General features: G+C 57.9%; 20 protein-coding genes. 7 read left to right on the top strand and 13 right to left on the bottom strand.

The window, feature by feature from the left end; all coding sequences use genetic code 11:
* Positions 1–65: 65 nt before the first annotated feature.
* The 12 genes from BLR16_RS15150 to BLR16_RS15095 form a co-directional block, all read right to left on the bottom strand.
* On the bottom strand, positions 66–917 hold the full coding sequence (locus tag BLR16_RS15150) for an alpha/beta hydrolase (protein WP_054081319.1): 852 nt from the start codon (positions 915–917) through the stop codon (positions 66–68).
* Positions 917–3,196 carry an autotransporter family protein gene (locus tag BLR16_RS15145; RefSeq protein ID WP_003431887.1) on the bottom strand — a complete coding sequence of 760 codons (2,280 nt, stop codon included), beginning with the start codon at positions 3,194–3,196 and terminating at the stop codon, positions 917–919. Before BLR16_RS15145 ends, BLR16_RS15150 begins: the two co-directional genes overlap by 1 nt.
* A gap of 192 nt (positions 3,197–3,388) precedes the next feature.
* Complete coding sequence (locus BLR16_RS15140) at positions 3,389–4,432, bottom strand: WavE lipopolysaccharide synthesis family protein (protein WP_060708621.1); 1,044 nt, start codon at positions 4,430–4,432, stop codon at positions 3,389–3,391.
* Positions 4,433–4,486: 54 nt separating this feature from the next.
* Positions 4,487–5,092 carry a hypothetical protein gene (locus BLR16_RS15135; RefSeq protein WP_092194335.1) on the bottom strand — a complete coding sequence of 202 codons (606 nt, stop codon included), beginning with the start codon at positions 5,090–5,092 and terminating at the stop codon, positions 4,487–4,489.
* The gene (locus tag BLR16_RS15130; RefSeq protein ID WP_092194333.1) at positions 5,089–6,864 is read right to left on the bottom strand and encodes a hypothetical protein; all 1,776 of its coding nucleotides are present in this window, start codon (positions 6,862–6,864) and stop codon (positions 5,089–5,091) included. The genes BLR16_RS15135 and BLR16_RS15130 overlap by 4 nt, the downstream gene beginning before the upstream one ends.
* Before the next feature lie 2 nt (positions 6,865–6,866).
* Entirely contained in the window at positions 6,867–7,187 is a 321-nt protein-coding gene (locus tag BLR16_RS15125; protein ID WP_003431896.1) for a hypothetical protein, read from the bottom strand.
* On the bottom strand, positions 7,184–7,915 hold the full coding sequence (locus BLR16_RS15120; RefSeq protein WP_161437904.1) for a glycosyltransferase family 2 protein: 732 nt from the start codon (positions 7,913–7,915) through the stop codon (positions 7,184–7,186). The genes BLR16_RS15125 and BLR16_RS15120 overlap by 4 nt, the downstream gene beginning before the upstream one ends.
* Complete coding sequence (locus BLR16_RS15115) at positions 7,912–8,550, bottom strand: HAD family hydrolase (RefSeq protein ID WP_003366391.1); 639 nt, start codon at positions 8,548–8,550, stop codon at positions 7,912–7,914. Before BLR16_RS15115 ends, BLR16_RS15120 begins: the two co-directional genes overlap by 4 nt.
* Positions 8,551–8,557: 7 nt before the next feature.
* Complete coding sequence (locus tag BLR16_RS15110; RefSeq protein ID WP_003431900.1) at positions 8,558–9,172, bottom strand: PI-PLC domain-containing protein; 615 nt, start codon at positions 9,170–9,172, stop codon at positions 8,558–8,560.
* Between the two features lies 1 nt (position 9,173).
* Positions 9,174–9,935, bottom strand: coding sequence for a glycosyltransferase family 2 protein (locus BLR16_RS15105; RefSeq protein WP_003366384.1), 762 nt, complete (start codon positions 9,933–9,935; stop codon positions 9,174–9,176).
* Between the two features lie 66 nt (positions 9,936–10,001).
* Positions 10,002–10,706, bottom strand: coding sequence for an ABC transporter ATP-binding protein (locus tag BLR16_RS15100; protein ID WP_003366382.1), 705 nt, complete (start codon positions 10,704–10,706; stop codon positions 10,002–10,004).
* A complete protein-coding gene (locus tag BLR16_RS15095; protein WP_003366380.1) occupies positions 10,703–11,479 on the bottom strand; it encodes an ABC transporter permease in 777 nt (258 codons plus the stop codon). The genes BLR16_RS15100 and BLR16_RS15095 overlap by 4 nt, the downstream gene beginning before the upstream one ends.
* Positions 11,480–11,785: 306 nt before the next feature.
* On the opposite strand from BLR16_RS15095, the gene yghU reads away from it, so the two are divergent.
* The 7 genes from yghU (at position 11,786) to BLR16_RS15060 (ending at position 19,667) form a co-directional block, all read left to right on the top strand.
* The gene (gene yghU, locus BLR16_RS15090; RefSeq protein ID WP_044309280.1) at positions 11,786–12,628 is read left to right on the top strand and encodes a glutathione-dependent disulfide-bond oxidoreductase; all 843 of its coding nucleotides are present in this window, start codon (positions 11,786–11,788) and stop codon (positions 12,626–12,628) included.
* Positions 12,629–12,830: 202 nt separating this feature from the next.
* A complete protein-coding gene (locus BLR16_RS15085) occupies positions 12,831–13,847 on the top strand; it encodes a PDDEXK nuclease domain-containing protein (RefSeq protein ID WP_003366377.1) in 1,017 nt (338 codons plus the stop codon).
* Between the two features lie 79 nt (positions 13,848–13,926).
* Positions 13,927–15,093, top strand: coding sequence for a cystathionine beta-lyase (gene metC, locus BLR16_RS15080; protein ID WP_074806832.1), 1,167 nt, complete (start codon positions 13,927–13,929; stop codon positions 15,091–15,093).
* Between the two features lie 102 nt (positions 15,094–15,195).
* Positions 15,196–15,441, top strand: a complete 246-nt coding sequence (locus BLR16_RS15075; protein ID WP_054986038.1) for an exodeoxyribonuclease VII small subunit — start codon at positions 15,196–15,198, stop codon at positions 15,439–15,441.
* Positions 15,438–16,325: a polyprenyl synthetase family protein gene (locus BLR16_RS15070; protein ID WP_010407759.1), complete on the top strand. Its 888-nt coding sequence runs from the start codon at positions 15,438–15,440 to the stop codon at positions 16,323–16,325. Before BLR16_RS15075 ends, BLR16_RS15070 begins: the two co-directional genes overlap by 4 nt.
* Positions 16,326–16,487: 162 nt before the next feature.
* Complete coding sequence (gene dxs / locus BLR16_RS15065) at positions 16,488–18,380, top strand: 1-deoxy-D-xylulose-5-phosphate synthase (RefSeq protein ID WP_024662689.1); 1,893 nt, start codon at positions 16,488–16,490, stop codon at positions 18,378–18,380.
* 72 nt (positions 18,381–18,452) lie between these two features.
* The gene (locus BLR16_RS15060) at positions 18,453–19,667 is read left to right on the top strand and encodes an AGE family epimerase/isomerase (RefSeq protein WP_003431916.1); all 1,215 of its coding nucleotides are present in this window, start codon (positions 18,453–18,455) and stop codon (positions 19,665–19,667) included.
* Positions 19,668–19,717: 50 nt separating this feature from the next.
* Here the strand turns inward: BLR16_RS15060 and BLR16_RS15055 are convergent, their stop codons facing one another.
* On the bottom strand, positions 19,718–20,482 hold the full coding sequence (locus tag BLR16_RS15055; protein WP_003431917.1) for an SDR family oxidoreductase: 765 nt from the start codon (positions 20,480–20,482) through the stop codon (positions 19,718–19,720).
* Positions 20,483–20,604 lie beyond the last annotated feature (122 nt).

Here is a 20,604-nt window from a genome sequence, read left to right as displayed (position 1 = left end):
AGCGCTTGCGAGAGGAATGACTCATAGCGATTCAATGCAGTCCGTTCTGGTCAGATATAGGACGATCACGGACAGCCTACTACGTCCCGCCCTCTCCACAGCTTCCAGACCTGTTCCCAACCGTCTTCGTGACTCGGCCCCGAGACGATAATCAGTTGGCTGCACGCACCGTTGCCCAGTTGCCTGCTGTAACCCTTTGCCAGTTCAGTCGGGATCATTTCGTCACGCGTGCCCGACAAGTGACGCTGAGGTATCAATGCCAGGCGCTGAATGTAATCGAGTGGGTCCAACGATCCATTGAGAGGCGAAAGTCCTTTTAGTGCTGTCCACTGATTCGGGGCCAGATTGCCAGCGATGGTCTGGATCCGGGTGATGTCGTTTCGTTGTCCAGCCAGTAGCAACGCGAGGGTTGCGCCGCCTGAATAACCAATCAGCTCGAACTCGTTATTACCGTAACGTTGTTTCATCTGGTCCAGCGCACTGCTGAGGCTGGTGACCACTGCCTGGGAGAAACGGCGATTGGTCCAGAGGGCAGCGTTGCAGGCCGGGGCCGTGATGAATTGGCATGGTCGTGCCAGATAGGCGCTGGGCGTCGGGTCGTTGACTGCCAGCTGCGGCACGAGGAGCTTACGTGGGCTCGGGTCGAGACTGGGTTGAGTGGCGGTGGCCCAGGCATGACCGTCGCCTTCCAGATAGACCCGCAGACGGTTCGCTCTGAAGGTCTCTGGCGGTAACAGCGCCGCCAGTGGAAAGGGCTGTGCCGACAGAATCTGCATCTGTCGGCCATGCTGGTCGGCCAATTGCTGTAGATCAGCGCGCGGCGACTGACAACCGGCGATGGCTCCGCTCAACAGCAGCGCCATCACGACTGCAAGGGTACCGCCCAAGCGTTTTCGACCAAGGCGGTAACTCCACATCAAAAGTCGTAACGCACTTTTGCAGAGAACACATCGGCATCGAAGCCCGATTTACCGATGTAGTCGTAGTTGACGCCCAGTGTGACGGCCCCCAGTTTGTAATCGGCACCCACACCCGCTTCGTAACTGTCACGCACGGCCTTGGCGCCGCTGGTAACAAACGGTGTACTGCCGAGCAGAAAGGTGGACGTGCTCTGCGCTTCGTCGGCGGCGAAGTCGTGGTAAGCCATCAGTTTGGCTTGTGGCTCCAGCGTTCCTGCGCCCACGAGGAAACTGCCAGCCACGCGCATGCCTGCACCCAGCTCAATGGTTTCATAACGCTGGTCTTCAACCTTTAACGCAGCCGACGAGCCTTTCTCACGATAGCCGTCGATGTTCACTTGGCTGTAACGCGCCGCCAGGCGTGGTTCGACCAATACTTGCGGGTTGACGTGATAGGTGTAACCACCCACCAGATTCAGGCCCAGCAGGTCACTGTCGTAATCTGCCTTGGCACGCGTACCTGCAATGCTGCGTTTGCCCTGGTTGTCATTGAGGCCGTAAGTCAGGCTTGTATCGACAAAGTAATTGCCTTGTTCGAAGCCGCCGTACAGTGTGAATGCATGGCTGTCGACTTCGGTTTTGTTACCACTTTTGCCATTCACGTCGGTATTGATGAAGCTGTAGGCCAGCCCCAGCGTCAGGTTGTCGTTGAGTTTGCCGTCGGCGCCCACCGCAATTCCGCTGCTGTACGCGTTATAGCCCGCAATCCCGTCACGCTGGCCTTGAGTGGCGTCGCTGTAAAGCGACTGGACCCAGACACCTGCATTTTTGAAGCTCTCACCAGAAGAAGCACCGCGTATCGAGCTGGTGCGGCTGCCAGTCACGTTGCTGATCAGGCCCTGGCTGGTAGTAGCGGCGCTTCTGGCCCCGCCGTTGACCTCCGGCGATAGCTGAGAGGCCAGCTTGGCGAGCTGCCCACCGTCAGCGTTCAACAAAAGCTGTTTGAACGCATCACTGTCGTTCAGCTTGCTGATGATGCTGTCGCCGGTCAGATTGACCAGTGTGGTCTGTTCATTGACTGAGCCACCGTTGTTGGCAACTACCTGAGCGACCTCTTCCTTGCCCTTGGCGGTGACCACAGCCACAACGTCTTTGCCGTCAACGGTATAGCTGTCGATTTTAAGCAGCGCCGAGGTACTGACTACATCCAGTTTGCCAGCAGGGTCGACCGCGCTTCCATCCTTGGTCAGCAGTTCGATCTTGCCTGATTCGATAAGCGTGTAAGCAGTGCCGTTGGCATTGAAGTCGTCACCCTTGGCTGCGAGCTTTACTTGCGCTCCCGGTTCGAACTGAGTAGTGCCGGTAACTTTCAGCACCGCGGTTTTAGCATCAGTGGCCTTACTCAGATTCAGACCGAGCGCCGAATTGCCGTCGACATACAGATCGCCGCCAATGCTGCTGTGTGCGGACTCGAAAGTCATGGTAGTAGGACTGTCGGAGGTGCCACCAACGTAAACCGATCCGCCGCTCTTCAGGCGAATATTGTAGCCATCTTTACGGCTGTCAGTACCCGTGAAGGAAGTATCCCCTTCCAGCTCGATATTGCTCACGTCGATCAGGTTACCGACAACGATGCTGCCCTTTCTCAGGATCAGCTCGATCGGACGATTGCTTCCAGAAGCGTCGATGGCCCTGTCAGCAGAAATGATCGAACCTTCGTTATAGATATTGAAGTCGCCTCGTTCGATGTACCAAGGCTGAGCGCCGATCATAGAGAACTTAGTGGTGCCCATCACAATAGCAGCGCTCTCGCCGCGGATCGTCCCGGTGTTGGTTATGTCCGCACTATTGCCTATCATGGTGGCCCCGTCGATTCGAAGACCTTGAGATCCCGCGCCGCTAGCGGAGAGGCCGCCATGGTTTTCGAAATATCTCAGACTCGTGGCGACATCCAGGGCCGTCGCGCCTTGACCAGTAACGTCAACCAGACCTCGGTTGATAACGTTGCCGCTAATCTTGCCGCCCTCAAGGCTGATGCCTTTGACTACTTCACCATTGGCAAAGGTGCCGGAACCGCTGATATTCGCGTTGAGGATCAGGTTCTTTTCAATGGTCGAACCACTTAGCTGAATCGCATCTTTAACCGCACTCCCCGTATAGGCACCGTTGATCTCAAGGTTGCCGGTATGGGTCTGACCCTCGCTTTTATAACCAGCGTTGGTCAGTTCGACTGTTTCAGCAAAAGCAGGAACAGCAGTTGCAGCTACAGCCATGGCGAGAAGGGTCTTGCGAAACATCACAGAGTTCACGATTCATTCCTTATGTGGGGGGGGCGCTTCCATGCGTAGCGAGAACATGCCGCAGCAAAAAGTGGCGATTGGCCACACAGAAGAGCGCGGCGAGAATAAAGTAACCGACTTGAAATAACATCAAATATTATCGATACAGTTACACTTCGTTAAGATCGTTTAAGCACTCGGGTCAGATTGCTAGACCCGATACGACTCCGCATGCGCCACGTTCCTCAGCGTGCGCCAGTAAGAGCGAACGCGCTTCGCAAGAGTCGGCGAGGTGCTGAACAGTACGATGGTCGCAAAGGACACCCACCAGCCGGGGCGCAGGCAGGTCAGTAGGTATTGATTGAGCCAGATGCGCGCTATTCTCAGCCTGTAACCCTTCGGGTCGAGCCTTTGCAATTGCTCTATCGCAGAGGCTTTGTAGAGTGTGGTCAGTACGCGGGGGCTGGTCAGAAAACGTTCCGGGAAGTCGACGCCAGCCTCGCAGTGGTTGAGGACTCTGAAGTTGCGTCTCAAGACGTTGTCCCATAACTTCAGGTTGCTCAGCCCTACCTCGCAGGGTCGTGCGAGCCGGGCGTCGATGCCCTTCCTGCGCATGACACCCAGCATCAGTGCCTGCTCGCTCACCAGGCGCGCGGACGTGTAGCCAATGAAGTTGCCAAACGGGTTGCGAGACGGCCTGTCGTTGAAAAGCGCGTCCCTTTCGAACAGTGGTTGCTCCCACATGGCGAGCATTGCTTCGCGCGTGCCGAATTGAACGAGATCCGATATGTGGAACAACATCGGCAACCGTTCAGGGTCGCGAATATATAGCGTCGTGGTGGTGATGGGCGTGTCGAACAGCTGTGTCTCCCCCGGCTCGGTATCATCGGACTGACCTATGACAGCCAGCGCAGCGCTGGTCAGATTGTGATCGGCGCGCATTTTCATGACATAGGGTCTTGAAGCGCTTTGAATACCGCATAGCGTCGACCGCAGCATGCGATTGATGTTGATCTGATTACCGGCGTCATCAACGAAGGCACCCGGATCATCCGACATGACGATCTGGTCCGCCTTCACATCGGACGTATCTTCATGACGCCAGGTCGAAACGATGATTTCGGCATCTGGCAGGTGCGTCCGGATCGATACGATGCAGGCGAAGATATTTCGTTTGGAACTCAGGTTGCGATACAGGGGCCCCTGAATAACCACGCTGATTTTTCTGGAGTCGACGGCCACAAGATGAGGCATGTGTTTAACCTTGTAATGAGAAGCGCCTGCTACCGACGGCTAGCGGCAGAGCGGTCAATGGCATCTTGCAACACGCCGAAAGACGCGCAGAGCAACACGCCGCATTCGACGCAGGATGCCCGCCAGCAATGGAAGACTTATCAGTACTCTTTCAAGACGAGTGACCATGAATAGCCTGCCAATCTGAACGGAACGGGCTGAGGCTGTTGTGCTTGCCGGCAAATTGTTGAACGACGCATTGAGGGTTCGCGAATAAGTGCCCAGGTGCATGGCGGGCACCATGATCACAAGGTTTCGCTTTCGCAGCTTGGTGCTCAGATAGTTGTAGCGAGCAATTTTCTGGATGAAGTCCATGCAGGTAGCAGAGTCATGCTGGCCAAAATCGATCAGCACCCAGTCGCTTTCGACTTTATCCATGTGCTGGGCAACTCTGTTTGCCACGATGCCGCTTACAGCATTGCAGTGAAGAAAATCATCCAGGCTGAACAAAGCGTGTTCGGTCGATGAATCGCTGACGGGTAGTTCGGTCAGGTTGTAACGGTCATCAATCACAAGGACGGGAACGGTCTTCCTATGCTCGTGCTGAATGCGCGCCAACTGACAGATCAACTGATGGCTGGCGTTGCTGGCGCTCAAATGAGAAACGACGAATACCTTCACTTCGCCCCCTTGCTGTAGGACATAAAGGGAGTCGAGTTGTAGATGGCCTTCACAGCAGCCCACAGGCTTTCAAAATAGAAAATTTTCCCGTTGTTTCGATAAGCCCGAATGGCCGAAATCAAAATGCCGGGGAGCGACAGAAGGTTGTGGTGAAAGTAATCATCCTGCTGGCGAGCAAACCAGGTCTGCCTGCCGCGTTGACGCAACATATTGCGCACCTCGCAGCTCTGTGTGATCAGTGTCTGTTTGGCCAGCACAGGGTCTGTGAGGAAGCGATTGACCAGAAACTCCTGACGCATGCTCGGTAGCTGGTCGAACAACACGAGCCTCTCGAAGTCGTTGATAAACGCTCTGACCGTCTCACTGTCGTTTTTGAACGTGGACTGCTGCACTACATTATCGATCAGTTCGATCCAGGCTCGAACAGGGAGGTGATCAAGACCGGTTGGAATAACGACCGCCGACGGATTGGCCAGGTATTTGTCAGCGAACTGCCGCAATCTGGCCAGTGCGGTCTCGGCAGACAGGTTCAAAAGAGGTTTCTTTTCCAGCAGGGACACATAACAAGGCCCGGATATTCCGAGACATCCGTCAACGGATTCGACCGGAGCATTGCCACCCAGCAGCGCCCGGGAGGTCACCGACTGAGTGATGCCAAAGGGATTGATACGGTTTGGAATACCCACGCGCGACGCTCGCAACGCATGCTCGATGTCTTCGTACTCCACCCAGTGCAGGGACTCGTCCAGCGGGCAGGCATTCCAGACATCCTTGCGACAAATGTAGAGGCTGCCTGTCGGGTAGCTGGCGTCACTGTTGTAGCGCATCGGGCTGGCGAAACAGAACCCGGTCCGGTCGACGTCCGGGAATATTGACGGCGCAATGGACTGAGCATTACCGCTGGTACGGTGCAGCCCCAGCAGCCCCTGCGCGACCTCGTCCATAGCCATGCCGTAATCCGAGTAACGCCGCGGATGCATGCTGATTCGGTTATCGAAGAACATGCTTTGCAAGGTCATCAACGGATAGCGCGGGCCAAAGCGGCGGACAACTTCCCCGAAGTGTTTTGGCAGAAAGACGCGGTCGTGCAGGATCACCAGATTGCTGTGTCTGGCCTCCAGTGCGAGACGGTTTTTCTTCTTGCAGATCTGCACGGGCGGGGCAGTGATGTCCTCCCCCACGATGCGGACCTTGTCGAAATAGGCGAAATTACTTCCCGGTGTGCCGCACAGCAGTATCTCCTTGTGCGGGATGTCAATTTCCAGAATGCGCTTCACGACGGCATTGAGAACAGTGGCGTCGCCTGGACCGACAGGAATGCCGAAGGTCCAGCTGTCGAGATCGTCGTTAGATTCCGCAGTCAGCCTGGATACTTTCCTGTAAGTGACCGAGTTGGCCGAACGCGCAATGACCTTGAGCGATCCCGCGAAGTAATCACGATCCAGATAACACTCGATTGGCGTGTCTTCGATAACCGTGATCTTTTCGCCAACATTCAGAAAGTGCGCACCGTCCCACAGCAGCAGCGGAGACAGCGGTGAATCACTCTGAACACCATAAAAACAGTAGCTACCCGCCCCATACAAGCACAACGGACGCCGTGCGGCATGCAGTTTCCTGATCACCCGTTCAGGCTTGCGAAACGGATGCGCGCGGAACGAGATGAAGCTGGAGCACTCATGGGGCAGCAGTAGCCCCACCGGGAGGCTGCGCAGACTGCCCGCCGCTATGTAACCGAGGCTTGGGTGGTGCTGGAGATGGGTCGTTTTCATGGTCAGACGACGTACTTGTCAGCAAGCGCACCCGGCACCTTCACGACAACGGTGGTCGCATCGGTGAGCGCTTCGAACGCCGTGATATCGCCCGGTTCCAGAACGATGATGTCGCCGGCATGCCAGACCTGATCGCGCATGTTGACCGACCCGGCAATGAGTACGGTTATCTCGGTGGCGACCTTGTGGTAATGAGCCACTTCCTTTTCACCTGCCTTGTAGGTCTTGACCCCGACCTCACAGGACTCGGTACTGAAAACTGCAGGTTCGAATCCACCCACGAACCAGCCTTTGACCATGTCTTCCAGTCTTGCCGTTTTCATCGTATCTCTCCTGCTTCGAAAGCGTGGAGCTGACTGTCGGTTTTCAGTGGCCGGTACTGATTGGGTTCGATCCGGTAGGCGCCGATCTTCTTCTGCAACAGCACCAGCTCATTGAGAGCGGGGGCTATGTAGAAGTTGTCGTTGACCCTGGCGTCCTTGCGAATCATCTCCTTGGCCGCCGATACGAATAGCGAGCCGGACTTGAACCAGTACACACCGGCAATGGCGTTTGAGCTGATCGGGTTCTTTTCGGCTGCTTCGATAACCCGGCAGTCGCTGTCCAGGCGCGCGAATGAATAACGAGGGTGCAGAGAATTGAAGATGACCACTCCGGCATCCTCATGACGTTGCCGAAACGCACGCACTGCATCCAGCAGCTGGATATCCAGAAAGTCGCTGACGCTGAGAATCAGCAGTTCGTCATCGTTGTCGATTTCTTCGGTCGCCAGAAGCGCTGTGCAAGCCGCACCACGGGTGATGTTGTGGACCGGTAGAACACTGGCCGACGGGTGCATTTGCGGGACCATGTTGCGAAGGTGCAGCCGGGCGATATCGTTGTTCGAGAATGTGCAGATCATCCTGCGCGGCTGAAGTACTGCGCAGTTGTCTATCAGCGTATGAATCAGCGGCTTGCCTTTGTGTTCGCACAGGTAGTGCGGGTACTCGCCCTCATCATGCGGCGCCTCTGTCTGCCTGCCGGTCAGAAGAATGATATTCAACGCGCTCACAGGACTGCCGCCTTGTCGAAGTTGATCTGTTCAACTTTGCCAAGAATGTTATTGAGGTTTACATCGCAGGTTTCAGCCACGACCAGAACATGTGCGCCTGAGTCTCTGGCGGCCTTGATGCCATTCTCGTTGTCCTCGACGATGAGGCATTCTTCAGGCTGAAGACCCAGTTGGCTGATGGCCTTGGTGTAGATATCCGGCGCTGGTTTGGCATGCTTGACGTCTTCGTTGGAGAGCCGCAGATCGAGGTATCGGTCTAGATCCGCCCTGTTCATCATGACCTCCACGGTGTTGCGAATGGAGTTGGACGCCACTGCCAGCTTGTAACCCAGCGTTTTCAGTGATGACAACGCGTACTGATGCACAAAGGTCGGTTTGCACTGGGCGTAAACAATCTCCATGGTGTACTGCTGCTTCATCTCGTTGATGAAGGCGTGCAACGCAACCGGCAGGTCGCGTTCGACACTCAGCATGTCGAGTTTGCGCGAGGTGGGCAGACCGTCGTAGGCGGTGAGGTGTTCGTGGCGACTGATGTTGTAACCGAACAGGCTGAGCGCTCTGTTGAGTGCGTTGTAATGCCATTCCTTGGCGTCGATAAGAACACCGTCCATATCGAAAATCACTGCCTTGATCATGATTGCCTCACGTGAAGAAAGTGGCTGCGTCTGCGGGAAGATCAGTACACAGCATCAAACGGTCCTGCGACCTGAACTCGAGCAATTGCTGCCACAGGGCGCCATGACCACGCCCGTGCAATTCGGGTGACACCACACAAACCTGCTTGCCCAGGGAAAGAAGATCGCCAATGATCTGGTTGGAAAACCACTCACCCTCAAAACCGTCAAGCCAGACGCCTGCAGCCTGTTTGAGCCAGGCTGGCGACGGCTCTACATCGCTGAGACGGGTGTAAGTGGTGAGGTTGGCGTTGAGGTAACTCCGCATGTCCGGCACCGCCATATCGAAGGCGAACCAGTTGGTATGGCCGTAACGGGCGAAGGTTGCAGCGAGAGCCTGTGCCAGGCCATCCGCCTTGACGTTGATGGCCAGAGGCAGGTTGCGGCCCGCCATGATGTCGAGCAGGCCGTCCAGCGTCAGCTCGCCGCCTGCAGGCATGTCGTGGGAGATGACCAACTGGCCAGCCACATCACGGACATCGGTTTCGGTGCCGAAGCCAAGGTCGAATGATCGATGAAAGGCTTCGGGCAGATTGCGCTGCGGCCTTTGCAGCCAATAGCCGCGATGGCTGATGATCTGCATGTCAGGCCTCTTTTCCCGAGGCTGCCTGCCTGCTCAGCGGCAACGACAGGAACTGGTTGAGGTCTGCCGGGATGCCCAGGCCATACATGCCATGACCTTCTGCACCAATGCTGTAATGAATGACCCTGGCGCCCTGCCCGATGAGCTCGTTGTAAACCGGTGCGACATAGAACTCGCCGTTGACGCGAAGATCTTTCGCGACCATCGCCTCAATGGCCGATATCAGTTGACCTGCGCGGCGAAAGTTATAGATGCCGACAGTGGCCTCGTCAGAGATAACCTCCTTTTCCACCACACGGTCGATCAGGCCTGCTGCACTGAAGCCCACGAACGACCATTTCGGATCGCTGGCTTTCATGGTCATGATCAAACCCTCTGCATCGCTCTCGCTCATTGCCTGCAGATAGGCGTTTATATCCACATCGACGTACTGGTCGCTGTTGGCAATCATCACTTGCTGGCTGTCGTCGAGCAGGTGCCGCGCTGCATACACCGAGCACGCAGCGCCCCCGGTCAGGCCGCCGAGCTCGACGATCTCGCAGCCGGGCGCCCAGGCATTCAGTCTTTCCCTCAGCCCGTAACGTGCGACCTGTTCCGACTGACAGATAAAGATGAATCTGTGCGGGCACTTCGGCGTCAGGTTGTCGATCACGACCTTGATCATCGGTACACCATGTACAGGGATCAACGGTTTGGGGTCGGTGTAGCCCGCAACCGCAAAGCGACTCCCGGCCCCGGCCATCGGAACGATAATTTGCAACATGGAAATACCTTTATGAATTGAGTGATGGCCAAGTTGACTGGAAGCATGGCATCACGAAACAATGAATCAGTAATAACCCTGCTCGGTCATCCGGCCACGCTCGAGCGTCAAGTAACGCTGGCAAAACTCTTTACCTTCTTCTACTGCGTGGGTAACAAGAATCAAGGCCATCCCGTCATCCTGCATCATGCGAATTCGTTCGTGGCATTTGCGCTTGAACTCTTCGTCCCCTACCGCAAGAACTTCGTCAGCCAGTAATGTCTGAGGCTCGACATGAACGGCAACTGAAAAACCCAGCCTCATGTACATGCCTGACGAATAGTTCTTTACCGGTGTATCGATGAAGTTTCCCAACCCGGAAAAATCGACAATCTCGTTGAAGCGCGAACGCACTTCCTTGTTACTCAATCCAAACAGACTGGCATTGAGGTAGATATTTTCCTCGCCGGTCAGTTCAGGGTGAAAACCCACTCCTATTTCGATTAGCGGTGCTACTCGCCCCACACTGGTCAGCCGCCCACTGGTGGGCACAAGAATGCGTGAGACCAGTTGCAACAAGGTACTTTTACCTGAACCGTTATGCCCCACCAGTGCAAGCGACTCACCTTTGTGCAAGGTGAACGAGACATCACTGACTGCCGTGAATGTTTCGGCACGCTCACGATATCGAGTGTCAAACAGCCCCAGAAACTTCTTCTTCAAACCGCCTCTGTTATGGCGCAGAACAAACTGTTTGGTAAGGTTCTCTGCCTTGATGACGACGCGACTCATAGATATTCCACCACGCGGTCCACCTTCCTGAACATCAACAGGCCCACCAGCAGCGACGCAGCGCCCATGAACACGCACAGCAGCAAATCACGGGGCTCGGGAACGATTCCGGCATGCAGAATGCTGGTAAAACTGTTGAAGTACAGGCCTACCGGGTTATAGGCCGCAATGCGGGCGACACCGTCGGGCAGCGATGAGGTCACCCATACGATGGGTGTGAGCCAGAACAACAAGGGTAGAAACACATCGGTGAAGTGCTTGGCATCCCGTACGGTGACCTGGATGACGCTGAGTGCCAGACCAACGCCCATGATCAATGCCATGAATGCGATCAGCACAATCGGATAAAACAACAGTGCACGCGAAAAGACACCGCCCAGCATGGTAAATAGCGATGCATAGACGAGCATGCAGCCGGCCCAGAAAACGACGATGGCCAGCGCCCCGGAAATGGGTAACAACAGACGGGGAAAACGCAACTTTCGAATGAGGTTGCCGTTATTGATCAGCCACTCTCCGCTTTGCGAAACAATTTGTGCCAGAAGCATCCAATGGACAACCCCTGTCACCAGGTGCAGCGCAAAGCGGTCCTGACTACTGGGCAGAATATAAGTGAACACCGTGTAATACGTGAGCGTGACAACCAATGGGTTACCCAACGACCAGACAAAACCCAACGTTGCACCCATGTAACGGATTTTTATTTCCTTGGAAACAAGATTGATGATCAGGTCACGCCACTTCATCACGCCCGGACTGCAGAAAGACGGCATACGGTATCCAGCTATTAATAGGTAAATCAGAGAGAGCGACTTTGACAACCAAGATCATAAATGGATAACCTTATGGCCTCACGCTGCGAACACATGTTCTCTTCTTTTACCCAGCTACAGCTATAGGACGCCGCCTTAGTTCCTGTGGGAATATTCCACAAGCTACCAACGGCAGCGAACTGAGCCCCTCGCTACACTCGTTCACGATCGCAAGGCACTTCCCTGCACGCGCGTTGATCTATAACGTCAACGGTCCTTTGCAACACGACCGGTCCAGCGATCCCCCTTGAACAAGCGAGGCTTCTCATGACGCAAACGCCCTACACTCCGCCGAAGGTCTGGCACCAGGAAACAAAAGCGGGCGGCACGTTCGCCAGCATCAACCGGCCCGTCGCCGGCCCCACGCACGACAAGGAGCTGCCGGTCGGCAAACACCCGCTGCAGCTTTATTCACTGGCCACACCCAACGGTGTAAAGGTCACGATCATGCTCGAAGAGCTGCTGGCGCTCGGGCACAGCGGCGCGGAATACGATGCCTGGCTGATCCGCATCTCCGAGGGCGATCAGTTCTCCAGCGGCTTTGTCGAGATCAATCCCAATTCCAAGATCCCGGCATTGCTGGACCGAAGCCATGAAACACCTGTTCGGGTATTCGAGTCCGGCTCTATCCTGCTGTACCTGGCTGAGAAGTTTTCCAGCTTCCTGCCGGCCGACCCGGCAGGCCGTACCGAAACGCTGAACTGGCTGTTCTGGCAGATGGGCGCCGCGCCTTATCTGGGTGGCGGTTTCGGGCATTTCTATGCCTACGCGCCCGAGAAACTCGAATACCCCATCAACCGCTTCGCGATGGAGGCCAAGCGCCAACTCGATGTGCTCAACCGCCGCCTGGGCGAGCACCGCTACCTGGCTGGCGATACCTACACGATTGCCGATATCGCGGTCTGGCCATGGTATGGCGCGCTGGTGCGGAACAAAGTGTATTCGGCTGCCGAATTCCTCTCGGTACACGAATACCCGAACCTGATTCGCTGGACGGAAGAGATCGCCGCACGCCCGGCCGTTATCAAAGGCCAGAAGGTCAATCGCACCTGGGGCGAAGAAGCCGATCAGGTTCCGGAGCGGCATCAGGCATCCGATCTGGATAAATAAGGCACACGTCAAGTCCTTCGCGGACAGAAACCTGATGCTACAAACCCACAGGAAACTCTGGAACAGAACGTCCTGATCTGCACGTAAAGTAGCCGACCTTAACCACCGCCCAAGGACGCGCCTTTATGAGCCGAACAACCGTTCTTCCAGACTTTCGCTCGCAATCGCCCATCAGGTTGCTACGCAGTGGAGTACTTTCAGTATGAGTACTCCCAACACACCGCATACGCCTGTACATGATCGCTTTGATGAAGTGCTCGCCATGATCCGGAGCGCTCGACAGCAGGCCGCACAGGCGGTGAACACGCAATTGATCGAGCTTTACTGGCAAGTCGGCGCTTACATCAGTCGCAAGCTTGAAAACGCTGAATGGGGTGACGCGGTGGTCACCCAGCTTGCCGAGCATCTGGCCACCACCCAGCCAGGACTGCGTGGTTTCACACGCAGCAACCTTTTTCGCATGCGCCAATTCTATGAGATTTACCGTGCAGAAGAGAAAGTCGCGCCACTGGCGCGACGATTATCCTGGTCACATAACCTGATCATTTTCAGCCAGAGCAAGCGTCCTGAAGAACGCGAGTTCTACCTGAAAATGGCAACTCAGGAAAGGTGGTCAAAACGCGAACTTGAGCGCCAATTCAAGAACGCTCTATTCGAGCGTACTGTCACCCAGCCAGCCAAAGCCTCGGCGATGCTCAAGGAAACTCGGCCGGCCGCACTGGATATATTCCGTGATGCCTACATGGTGGAGTTTCTGGAGCTGCCACCGGGGCACGCCGAAGCGGACCTGCATGGCGGTTTGTTGAAACGCCTGAGGGACTTTCTGATCGAGCTAGGCCGCGACTTCTGTTTTGTCGGCTCCGAGTACGCGCTGCAGGTCGGCAGCCAGGACTTTGCTCTGGATCTGCTGTTTTTCCATCGAGGCCTCAATTGCCTCGTTGCCATTGAGCTCAAGGTCGGCCGCTTTGAGCCCGAATACCTCGGCAAACTGGACTTTTACCTGGAAGCGCTGGACCGCAACGAACGCAAACCCCATGAAAACCCGGCCATTGGCGTCTTACTCTGCGCCAGCAAAAACGACGAAGTCGTCGAGTACGCTCTGAACCGCTCGCTTTCACCCGCGTTGATTGCCGAGTACCAGACCCGCCTGCCGGACAGACAGTTACTGCAAGCGAAACTGCATGAGTTCTACGCGAGTGCTGTGTTGAACGATCAGTGATACCTGCCAGGCGCACGATGCATTACGCTTGCGGGTACCTGAGCCGCAGCCTGCAAGCCTTTTTCACCCGGAGCCTCCAATGCCGCAAGACAAAGACCCTCGTGCCCACACCGCCCTGTCGCAACGCGGTCGCAGTGCTGCCAGCGGGCCGGGGATTGCGGTCAACCCACCCGTCGTGCGCCTCAGTACGGTGCTGTTCGACAGTCTGGAAAGCTTGCGGCAGGCGGAAATTCGCACCGCAGGACCGGAGCGCTCGCTGACTTACGGCGCCAACGGCAACCCGACTGCGTTTGCCTTGCAGGACCTGATCTCCGAGCTCGAAGGTGCACACGGCACCTGCCTGTACCCGACCGGGCTGGCCGCAGTGGCACAGATGTTTCAATCGTTTCTACGCCCTGGCGATCATGTCCTGATCACCGAATCGGTCTATGGTCCTGTTCGGCGGCTGGCGAAAACCATGCTGACCGCCTTCGACATCCCGTTCGATTTCTACGCGGCCGACGGCAGTAACGTGGAATCGCTGATCAAGGCCAACACCCGGATGATCTATGCCGAGGTGCCCGGCTCGCTGACATTCGACATGTGTGACCTGCCATCCCTGTCACAGCTGTGCAAAGCAAGGAATCTGCTGCTGGCTGTGGATAACTCCTGGGGCTCGGGGGTGCTGTACAAGCCGCTGGAACTGGGCGCGGACATTTCGCTGATGGCCCTGACCAAGTACGTGGCCGGCCACTCCGACGTGATGATGGGCAGCGTCAGCACCACCGAAGCGCACTGGCATACCCTGAAAACCATGAACACCGCCGTGGGCAACACCGTCAGCCCCGACGATGCCTATCTGGTGCTGCGTGGCGCCCGCAGTCTGGCGGCGCGCATGGCCATGCATGAGCGTCACGCGCTGCAGATCGCACAATGGCTGCAGACTCAGCCCCAGGTTGCCCGCGTGCTGTATCCCGCGTTGCCGGACGATCCGGGCCACGCGATCTGGAAGCGTGACTTCCATGGCTGCAACGGCTTGCTCAGTTTTGAATTCAACACCGTTGACCGGCAGGTGCTGGATCGCTTTACCGGCGCGTTGAAACTGTTCGGCGTCGGCTACTCCTGGGGTGGTTTTGAAAGCCTGATCACGGAAGTCGAACAACACGGTCCCGAGCGCGGTAGCGGCCCGATGCTGCGGCTGCAGGTCGGCCTGGAAAGCCCGGAAGACCTGATCGCGGATCTGCAGAACGGATTCGCGGCAGGTTGACCCCTGCAGCGGCTTGAAGAGCGCAGGTCCGTCGCCGCAATTTGCCCAGACGCCAACGCTCTGCTAGTGTCGCGCGGTTTAACCTCTACCGGAAATGCCCTCATGGCCCGCAAGAAAGCTGCACTGGATTTCGAACAGTCACTCGCTGACCTGCAAGCGCTGGTAGAGCGGCTGGAGAATGGCGAGTTGTCGCTGGAAGACTCCCTGACCGCCTTCGAGCAAGGTGTACGCCTGACCCGCGACTGCCAGAGCGCCCTCACCCACGCCGAGCAGAAGGTTCAGGTATTGCTGGAACGCGATGGCGAGCTCAGCGAAGAGCCGTTCGACGATGCGGAACTCCCCGAATGATCGCGAGCTATCAAGCGCAAAGCCAGACTCGCGTCAACGCAGCACTCGACGGGCTGTTCAAGGCCCCGGGCCCTGAGCTCGAACGCCTCTACGAAGCCATGCGCTACAGCGTGATGAACGGCGGCAAGCGCGTACGCCCGCTGCTCGCGTATGCCGCCTGCGAAGCACTGGGCGGTGTCGCCGAGGATGCCAACGGCGCCGCCTGTGCCGTTGAGCTGATTCATGCCTACTCGCTGGTCCATGACGATTTGCCGGCAATGGACGACGATGACTTGCGTCGCGGCCAGCCAACCACACACAAGGCCTTCGATGAAGCCTGCGCGATCCTCGCCGGTGACGGCCTGCAAAGCCTGGCCTTCACCGCCCTGCTCGCCCCTCACCTGACGTCACGCGATGCCGAGACGCGTCTGCAGATGGTCACTGCCCTCGCGACGGCGGCCGGACCGGCGGGCATGGTGGGTGGCCAGGCTATCGATCTGGGTTCAGTGGGGCTGAAGCTCGATCAGGCGGCGCTGGAATACATGCATCGCCACAAGACCGGTGCATTGATCGAAGCCAGCGTCCGCCTTGGCGCACTGGCCAGCGGTCACGCCGATCAGCCCCGCCTCGATGCCCTACAGGTCTACGCGCGTGCAATCGGCCTGGCTTTTCAGGTTCAGGACGACATTCTCGATGTCGAAAGCGATACCGCGACCCTCGGCAAGCGCCAGGGCGCCGACATCGCCCGCGACAAGCCGACCTACCCGGCGCTGCTGGGCCTGGAAGCGGCCAAACACTACGCACTGGAACTGCGTGATCAGGCGCTGCAGGCACTGAGCCCGTTCGATGCCGCCGCAGAGCCGTTGCGCCAGCTGGCACGCTACATCGTCGAACGTCGCCACTGATCACTGTCACCCGAACCGGAAAATCCGCTGAATCAACCACGCGTCACGGTGGTCTCAGTGAGTACACATGTCAGTCGGCAGGTCATCCGCCGACTCACTTCATGGGCAGCGTGCGATGCATAAGGTAAACTGCCGCCTCTTTTACTTATAACGATTCGCCTGATGCCCACGACGTTCAAAGAGATCCCACGCGAGCGCCCGGTCACGCCGTTGCTCGACCGAGCCGACACCCCGCACGGCCTGCGCCGTCTGGGCGAAGCCGAGCTGGAAACCCTGGCTGATGAACTGCGCCTGGAATTGCTGTATTCCGTTGGCCAGACCGGAGGGCATTTTGGTGCCGGCCTCGGGGTCATCGAGCTGACCATCGCGCTGCATTACGTTTTCGACACCCCGGACGACCGTCTGGTGTGGGACGTGGGTCATCAAGCCTATCCGCACAAGATCCTCACCGGCCGTCGCGCGCGCATGTCCACGCTGCGCCAGAAGGACGGGGTTGCGGCCTTTCCGCGTCGCAGCGAAAGCGAGTACGACACCTTTGGTGTCGGGCACTCCAGCACCTCGATCAGCGCCGCGCTGGGCATGGCGATTGCCTCGCGCCTGCAGGGCAGCGAGCGCAAATCGATTGCCGTGATCGGCGACGGTGCGCTGACTGCCGGCATGGCCTTCGAAGCGCTGAACCACGCGCCGGAAGTGGCCGCCGACATGTTGGTGATCCTCAACGACAACGACATGTCGATCTCGCGCAATGTCGGCGGGCTATCGAATTATCTGGCCAAGATTCTTTCCAGCCGCACCTACAGCAGCATGCGTGAAGGCAGCAAAAAGGTGCTTTCGCGCCTGCCCGGTGCCTGGGAAATCGCGCGGCGCACCGAAGAGTACGCCAAAGGCATGCTGGTCCCGGGTACGCTCTTCGAAGAGCTGGGCTGGAATTACATCGGTCCTATCGACGGCCACGACCTGCCGACCCTGATCGCCACCCTGCGCAACATGCGTGACCTGAAAGGCCCGCAGTTTCTGCATGTGGTGACCAAGAAGGGCAAGGGTTTTGCGCCGGCCGAAGTCGATCCGATCGGCTATCACGCCATTACCAAGCTCGAGCCGCTGAATGCGCCTGCCGCGCAGAAAAAGATCAGCGCACCGAAATACTCCGGTGTGTTCGGCCAGTGGATCTGTGACATGGCCGACGCTGACGCACGGCTGGTCGGCATCACGCCGGCGATGAAGGAAGGTTCGGACCTGGTTGCGTTCAGCGAACGCTTCCCCGAGCGCTACTTCGACGTGGCCATTGCCGAGCAACACGCAGTGACCCTGGCGGCCGGTATGGCGTGCGAAGGCAGCAAGCCGGTGGTAGCGATCTATTCGACCTTCCTGCAGCGTGGTTACGATCAGCTGATCCACGACGTCGCGGTACAGAACCTCGACGTGCTGTTCGCCATCGACCGCGCCGGGCTGGTGGGTGAAGACGGCCCGACTCACGCAGGCAGCTTCGACCTCTCGTACCTGCGCTGTATCCCCGGCATGCTGGTGATGACGCCGAGCGATGAAAACGAACTGCGCAAGCTGCTCAGCACCGGTTACCTGCATACCGGCCCCGCGGCAGTACGCTACCCACGCGGCACCGGCCCTAATGCGGTGATCGAGGCCAGTCTTGACCCGGTCGAGATCGGCAAGGGCGTTGTGCGGCGTCAGGGCCAGGGCGTTGCGATACTGGCGTTCGGCGTGCAACTGGCCGAGGCGCTGGTGGTGGCCGAGAAGCTCGATGCAACGGTGATCGACATGCGTTTCGTCAAGCCACTGGACGAAGCCTTGGTCAGCGAAGCTGCCGCCAACCACGAGTTGCTGGTCACACTGGAAGAAAACGCCGTCATGGGCGGTGCAGGTGCTGCGGTCAGCGAATTCCTGGCGCGCGCCAATATCCTCAAGTCGGTATTGCACCTGGGTTTGCCGGATGTCTACGTCGAGCATGCCAAGCCTGCGCAGATGCTCACCGAGTGCGGCCTGGATGCCCAAGGGATCGAAGCCGCGATCAATGAGCGACTGGCGCTGATTGGCTGACTGCCAGAGGTTCCTCACGCGCCTGGCGTGAGGAACGATCATCACCCGCCCTCGTGCAGCAATCCTGATAACATGCTGCGCACTTCGACACTGCCGCGATGCCAGCCGATGCCTCATGTGACCCGCTCCGCCTCCACGCCTGAATTGACCTCGTTGTTCGCCGCCTTGCAGCAGCACTTCATGCAGGTCGTCGTTCCGCTGTGGCAGGGTCCTGGCTGGAACGCACAATTGGCATTGCCTTACGAAGCACTCGACGCCGGCGATCAACCGTTGCCGCCGCAACGCTATCGCGCCATGGCCTGTGCCCGTCAGCTGTTTCTGTTTTCCAGCCTCATCGATCACGCACAAGTGCCGGATGCACGGGCGCGGGCCGGTGAATTGTTCCGCTCCCTGCAACAGCACTTCCACGATGCCGAGCATGGCGGCTGGTTCTACAGCATCGATCCACAGGGCAAGCCGCTGGATCGCCGCAAGGACCTCTACACCCACGCCTTCATTATTTTTGCCTGTGCACACTACTGGGCGAAAGCTCAGGACCCGCTGGCAGAGTCGGTGCTCAACGCAGCGCTCAACGTTGTGGCCGAACGCTTTGCCGACAACGACGGGCTGTACGAGGCGCAGCTCGATGAAGACTGGTCGATACTGGGCACCGGACCGTTGCAAAACCCCTTGATGCACCTGGCAGAGGCCTTTCTGGCCACCCTGTCGGTGCGTGCCGACCCTGCCACACAGGCTGCACTGGACGCGCTGGTTATCCACATGCAACGCCGTTTCGTCGATACGGCAACCGGCGTGATGCTGGAGAAGCCTCTGGGCGCTGTGGATAACTGGTACGAGCCAGGTCATCAGTTCGAATGGTTCTTCCTGCTGCAATCGTCCCCGGAACTACACGGGCGCGAGCTGCATGAATCCATGACCCGCGCGTTCGTCTACGCTCAGGCGCAGGGTGTCGATCCTGACAGCGGGGCTGTGACGGCGATGCTGGCGCTCGATGGTACGGTGCGCGATGCCACCCAGCGTATCTGGGCCCAAGCGGAATACCTGCGGGCGATGGCCCTGCGCCCCGACTGCGAAGCGGCCTTGACCCGGCAGCTGTCGGCCTTCGAGCAGCGCTTTCTGCATGCCAGGGGCTGGAACGAGTGCGTCGAGCCCGATGGCAGAGTCAGCCGCAGCGATATGCCGTCGACGACGCCCTACCACTTGGCCACCTGCTACATCGGCCTGGCAGATTTCGTCGAAAATCGCTTCGTCAGCGCATTCCCGCCGCCAACGCCGGCAGATAGCTGATCAGACCCAGCTGATCGGACCGCATCTGCGCGGCCCGATCAGCACATCAATCAACCGCGGTTGCGATCAATCGCAAAGCCGGCCCAGGTCTGGCTGACTGGCATCAGTTCCAGGCTGTTGATGTTGACGTGCGCTGGCGTGTTCATGATCCAGAAGATGGTGTCGGCGATGTCCTGAGGCTGAATCGGCTCGGCACCTGCGTAGGTCGCATCGTACTTGGCCTGATCACCGCCGAAACGTACCAGCGAAAACTCGCTCTCGCACAGCCCTGGCTCAAGATTGGTGACTCGCACGCCCGTGCCGATCAGATCGTTGCGCAGGTTCAGCGAGAACTGCCCGACAAAGGCCTTGGTGCCACCGTAGACGTTGCCACCCGGATAAGGGTAGTTACCGGCGACCGAACCCAGGTTGACGATGCTCGCGCCGCGACCATGCGCGATCAGGCGTGGCAGCAGCAGACGCGTGGTGTAGACCAGACCTTTGACGTTGGTGTCGATCATGGTGTCCCAGTCATCCAGATCGCACTTGGGTGCAGGATCGATTCCCAGCGCCAGGCCGGCATTATTGATCAGCCCGCGAATGGTGCCGAACTCTTCAGGCAAATCTGCGATGGCGCTCTCCATCGCCTTGCGGTCACGCACATCCAGCACCAGCGTATGCACCTTGGTCTGCTTCGACAGCTCGGCGCTCAAGGCATCCAGACGGTCCTTGCGTCGACCGGTCAGCACCAGCGACCAGCCCGCCTCGGCGAAACGGCGGGCACACGCCTCGCCAAAACCGGAAGTGGCGCCCGTGATGAATACAGTGGAAGTCATTTCATTCTCCTGACATGGCGCAAAAACAGCGCTGCCTGTTAATAAGTTTCTGGCAAGGGCAGCAGAATGCCCGTCAGCGGGACATCGATGCAACAACCGAGTGCATTTGTACAAAAAACAAC

This window comes from Pseudomonas sp. BS3767 (genome assembly GCF_900099665.1).
Lineage (GTDB): Bacteria > Pseudomonadota > Gammaproteobacteria > Pseudomonadales > Pseudomonadaceae > Aquipseudomonas > Aquipseudomonas cerasi.
Note: the sequence above shows the minus strand (reverse complement) of the source record. Positions and strands in the feature narration are given on the sequence as shown.